Origin of the sequence: Kocuria sp. CNJ-770 (assembly GCF_001942375.1) — a bacterium.
Taxonomy (GTDB): domain Bacteria; phylum Actinomycetota; class Actinomycetes; order Actinomycetales; family Micrococcaceae; genus Kocuria; species Kocuria oceani.
Window position 1 is genome coordinate 1 of the sequence record NZ_MKJW01000018.1, and the last position, 5,156, is coordinate 5,156.

At 63.3% G+C, this 5,156-nt stretch carries 4 protein-coding genes and 1 pseudogene; 3 read left to right on the forward strand and 2 right to left on the reverse strand.

What is annotated here, in order from left to right; translation table 11 throughout:
- Positions 1–193: pseudogene (locus BJF77_RS00860) on the reverse strand (IS5/IS1182 family transposase); the annotation flags it as partial.
- A gap of 203 nt (positions 194–396) precedes the next feature.
- Here BJF77_RS00860 and BJF77_RS00865 point away from each other — a divergent pair.
- The 3 genes from BJF77_RS00865 (at position 397) to BJF77_RS19805 (ending at position 4,337) form a co-directional block, all read left to right on the forward strand.
- Positions 397–1,353: a sugar-binding transcriptional regulator gene (locus tag BJF77_RS00865; RefSeq protein ID WP_062735545.1), complete on the forward strand. Its 957-nt coding sequence runs from the start codon at positions 397–399 to the stop codon at positions 1,351–1,353.
- Between the two features lie 372 nt (positions 1,354–1,725).
- Positions 1,726–2,544: a triacylglycerol lipase gene (locus BJF77_RS00870; RefSeq protein ID WP_307725514.1), complete on the forward strand. Its 819-nt coding sequence runs from the start codon at positions 1,726–1,728 to the stop codon at positions 2,542–2,544.
- Between the two features lie 209 nt (positions 2,545–2,753).
- Positions 2,754–4,337, forward strand: a complete 1,584-nt coding sequence (locus tag BJF77_RS19805; RefSeq protein ID WP_139318371.1) for an alpha/beta hydrolase domain-containing protein — start codon at positions 2,754–2,756, stop codon at positions 4,335–4,337.
- A 95-nt stretch (positions 4,338–4,432) separates the two neighbouring features.
- Here BJF77_RS19805 and BJF77_RS00880 read toward each other — a convergent pair.
- Positions 4,433–5,156: IS5 family transposase (locus BJF77_RS00880; RefSeq protein ID WP_083664903.1), on the reverse strand; the 724-nt coding region annotated here is incomplete at its 5' end.

Genomic DNA, 5,156 nt, shown 5'->3' on the forward strand with positions numbered 1-5,156 from the left:
CCGAACAGGTGGTGTCGGCGATCTTCTCGTAGGCCGCCCCGAGCACCAGGACCTGCACCAGCTTGTCGAAGACGACGCGGTCCGGCAGCCGGGGTCGGTGACAGCCCAAAAGGTGGCCGTCGACCACCGGAGAGATCAGAGCGGAGAACTGGTCCCAGATGGGCTCAATGATGCACGATGGAACAGCAGGCACGAGTGCTCCTGACAGACGCGATGATTCTCAACAAATCCGTGTCTACCAGGCCTCGTGCCTGTCCTCATCTCGGCGTCCGACCACGCCTATCTGCGGAATCTCTAAGTACGGTTGGGAACCTGTTGTGCTCTCTGTCACACCCTGGGTCCTGGTGAGAGTATGCTCAACCTCTGTGAGCGAATGTGCGACACAGGGAGTCGGCCGTGCATGATGATGCGGAGCTTTACCGCGTGGCGGAGCTGTACTACGTGCAGGGAGCGACGATGGAGGCGGTGGCGGACCGGTTCGGCGTCTCCCGCTCGACGGTCTCGCGGATGCTGCAGGCGGCCCGGGAGCGGGGCATCGTGCGGATCAGCCTGTCGCCTCCCTTGGATTCGCGCAGTGAGCTCTCACGGACATTGCACGACGCTTTCGGCGTTACGGTGCACGTGGCCGGGACCTCCCCGTCTGCCTCCGACGCGAAGCGGTTGGAGGCCGCGGCCCGTTCCGCGGCGGTGCTGATCGGCGACTGGTTCGGGGACGAGATGACCTTGGGGGTGGCCTGGGGCACCACGACCTCGGCGGTAGCTGCCCACCTGCAGTCCAAGCGCACCCGGGACACAATGGTGGTGCAGATGAATGGCGCAGTGAGCGCCCGTTTGCCGCAGATGGGGCAGTCGCCCGGACTGTTTTCCCAGATGGCCACGGCGTTTGAGGCCTCCCTAATGCCGTTCCCCGCCCCGGCGTTCTTCGACAACGAGGAGACCCGCACCCTGATGTGGCAGGAGTCCTCGGTGCGCCGGGTGCTCGCGGTGCGCGACACCGCCGATTTAGCCGTTTTTAGCGTGGGCGCCTTCCGTGGCCCGGCGCTGTCCGAGGTCTACAGCGGCGGCTATCTCACCAAGGACGCCTTTCGGGAGTTCGCGACCCACCGGGTGGTCGGGGACGTGTGCACGGTCTTCCTGCGCGAGGACGGGACCTACGCCGACCTCGACCTCAACCGCCGCGCCTCCGGTCCTGCGCCGCACGAACTGCGGCGGATCCCGCGGCGGCTGTGTGTGGTCGCCGGCGACCACAAGGTCCCCGGCCTCGTCGGGGCGCTGCGAGCGGGCGTGGTTACCGACCTGGTCATCGACGATCGCACGGCTCGGACCCTGGTGCGCCACCTCGCCGGACGCTGAGGGCTGCACTCTTCCGGCGACGCCGTGCACGGTCCTGACCAGCAGGCACCCTGTCACCGGCTGTGCCGAACGAGCCCACAGGCCCGCGTTATGCCGCTCCTGCCGTATCGGCATCAGGGCGATGGCTTACCCGGTGTGGGAGCGGCGTGCACTTTTCGATCAGCCCGATGGTGCGGGACTGCACGTCCGTGCTGGCCGCCATGTCCGCGCCCAGGCGCCTCTAACATTCACCAATGACCGTGATTCGGGTCACTTTCCGTCAGGCTTCCCGGCAGCGTCGTCCTCCATGTTGTCCGTCGTGCTCGACGGGTGCGAGAGAAAGGTATGTTCATGTCAAAGGCGAGAAAGCCCAGTTTCCTAGCAACAATGGTCATGCTGTGTGTCCTAACCTTTTCTGCACCTGCCGCTCACGCGAGCACCGTCGACATCTCGCCCCCGGGCGCTAACGACTGGTCCTGCCAGCCCTCCGAGGACCATCCGTATCCTGTGGTCCTCGTGCCGGGAACTTTTGAAAGCATGGCCAAGAACTGGTCCACTTTGTCCCCGCGCCTCAAGAATCAGGGATATTGCGTCTTCGCACTCAATTACGGGGAGACCAACGGCCTCGACGCCACCGGCCCCGTCGCCGAGTCGGCTAAGGAGCTTGCGCCGTTCGTCGACGCAGTGCTCGCCGCGACAGGCGCCAAGAAGGTCGACTTGGTCGGTCACAGCCAAGGCGGGATGATGCCCCGCTACTACATGGGTTTCCTCAACGGCGCGAAGAACGTCAACCACCTGATCGGTATCGCCCCCTCCAACCACGGCACCCAAGGTCTGATCGTGCCGCCGCCGGATTTCATGCCCGCGACCGAGGACACCAGCAACCCCACCTGCCAGGCCTGCGCCGACCAACAAGCTGGATCTTCTTTCATGGCCGAGCTCAATTCGATCGGTGACACGGTACCCGGTCCGGCCTACACGGTCATCGCTACGAAGTATGACGAAGTGGTCACCCCGTACCAGAGCCAGTTCCTGTCCGGACCGACCAAGAAGGTCACCAACATCACCATCCAGGACAAGTGCCCTCTGGACCTCATTGAGCACGACCAGGCTCCCAACGACCCGGTCGTCCACCGACTGGTTGTTCACGCACTGGCCCAGCCCGCCGGAAAGCCGGCCGACCCCGTCTACCAGCCCAGCTGCCTTCTCTAGGGCTTTTGAGTCACCGCGGCTACGAACCACCGGTGAGGCGTGATCCACCAAACGGAACCTCGCCACTCAGACTCAGGAAGAAGTCTCGTACACATGTCCATCAGGTGTGCCTCGCCTCGGCGGACACCCTCCAGTGTGCATAGCCGGTCCTAGCAGTCCCGCTTTGTTAGATATTGGAACTGGAACTGGACAATACTAAAGGAGTATTCGTGCAAAAGTTCACTGGCGCCTCTCTGGCGCTGTCATTATCACTTGTAGTGGGAGTGGTGGGGGCGGGGATGCTTCCGGCCCATGCGGAAGCCGATGAATTCCCGAGAAAGGGGGGGCAAAAAACCTCTAGGCCAGCGGTTCAGCGAGTGACGCCGATACCGGAAACAACGCTTCTTCCCGCCACGGAGGACTCCCACCCCTTCGGGGCAGCAGACCACCAGCTCATTCCCGAGGACCTGTCCAGGCAGGGGTATGTGGAAGAGGAATACCTCGCCAGCGGCAACGCCAACGTCTACAGCTGGCCGGCTCCGGGGCCTGCCATCGTACGCACAGCAGATGCGCCTTACACGACACGGGTTCTCGTGCGGAAGCCCGCCAAAGACGAGCACTTCAGCGGCAATGTCGTGGTGGAGATGCTCAATCCATCGAACCTGTTTGATCTCAACATCGGATGGGCCATGGCACGCGAGCAGATCGTGAGCAACGGGGACGCGTGGGTGGGGATCACTGCAAAGCCGATCTCGGTCGAGGCCCTCAAGAACTTTGATGCCGAACGATACGGCTCCCTGTCTTTCGCGAACCCACTCCCACTGGATGATCCTCAAAATTGTACGGCGGTCGCCGCAGACAGTTCTCGGACCACCGAGAACGGGTTGGTATGGGATATTTACAGCCAGGTCGGAGCCTGGCTGAAGAGTGATGCGCCCTCGAATCCGCTGGCATATGGCGGAGAATCAACCCTAGTGGAGAGGGCTTACGGCTTCGGCTACTCCCAGACCGGCGGCTACCTGGCCAACTACATCAACGGCGTTCAACCCCACGTCGTCGAGTCCGACGGAGCACCGATCTACGACGGCTACATCGTTGGTGTTGCAGGCGGCGCCTTTGCCGGGGCCTATCCGATGAACCAGTGCGAGAGCGCACCGGGCCCCGAGGATCCGCGCCGCCAGTTCAAGGACGTCGGTGTGCCGATCATGCGGCTCATGTCTCAGTCGGACTATCTGCGCGGCATCGGCTCGCGCAGGCCCGACAGCGACGCAACTGGGGACCAGTACCGTCACTACGAAATGGCCGGCGCAGGTCATGCCACCCCGGACGAGCTGTACTTCTCGGCCGCTTCCGAGGACATCGTGGCAGCCGGGCGAACAGTTCCTCCGATGAGTTGCAACGAGGGGCCCCGCAGTCGTTTTCCGAGTTCCATCTTCTTCAATGCTGCTTTGAAGAATCTCGACCTTTGGGTTCAGGATGGCGTTGCACCGCCACGCGCAGAACCGATCTTGGTCGAGAATGGTGCCGCCGTGCTCGACGAATTTGGCAACGTGCAGGGGGGACTTCGCTCTCCTTACCTCGATGTACCGACCAGCACTTGGTACGGAACCGCCACGGGTGCCTCCTTTTGCTTCATAGCCGGATATGAACGCCCGTTCGACGATGAAACCGTCAGCGCCCTCTATCCCACCCACGGATCCTACGTGAAAGCGGTGAAAGACAACGTGCGTGAGCTAAAGGAGCAGCGATTCCTGACACCGGAGGACGCGCGGAAGCTCCATAAGGAAGCCACCCAGGCGGACATTCCTCGATGAGCTACGCCTCGTCCGCGGCCGAGTAGACTCATTGGTGAGCCCGGCCTCCGTAGCCGGGTTCACCAGTGCAGAGGGTATGAGGTTCCGCAGATAGGTCATGGTTGTCGGGCCGGTCGTGTGCCCCAGCGGTGATGGGTCCACCCCTCGCGGAGCAGCCTGCCGGTGATGATGATGGCGTTGGCCAGTCCGATGAAGGCCTCGATCACCCGGATGCGTTTCTCGGTGCAGACGGCCAGCTTCTTGAACCCTCGGTTGTGCCAGGAGTTGGTGCGTTCCACCACCCAGCGGGCGGTGTTCTGGATCGGTGCGGGGATGCCCTTGGTAGCGATCTCACCATTGCAGCCCAGCTCCTCGAGCAACGCACGGGTGGCCTTGGAGTCGTAGCCGGCGTCGAGGTGCACCGTTATCCGTTCGGGCAGCTCAAAGCCGAACCGGGACAGCGTTTCCATCGTGGGGCGCAGCAGAGGAGAGTCGTGGCGGTTGGCCGCAGCGACTACCACACCCAGGGGCAGGCCGGTACCGTCGACGAGCACGGAGCGTTTGGTGCCCTGCTTCCCGCGGTCGACCGGGGATCTGCCGGCGGCCTCGCCGCCGCAGGGAGCTTGGGTGATGCACCCGTCCACGGCGAGGTCCTCCAGCTGCAACCCGATCATCTTGTCGTAGGCCTCGAGGCAGATCTGCTCCAGGGCGGTGAGAATCCCTGCTTCGCTCCACTCCTCGCGGCGGTTGCGGATGGTGGTGGCCGAACAGGTGGTGTCGGCGATCTTCTCGTAGGCCGCCCCGAGCACCAGGACCTGCACCAGCTTGTCGAAGACGACG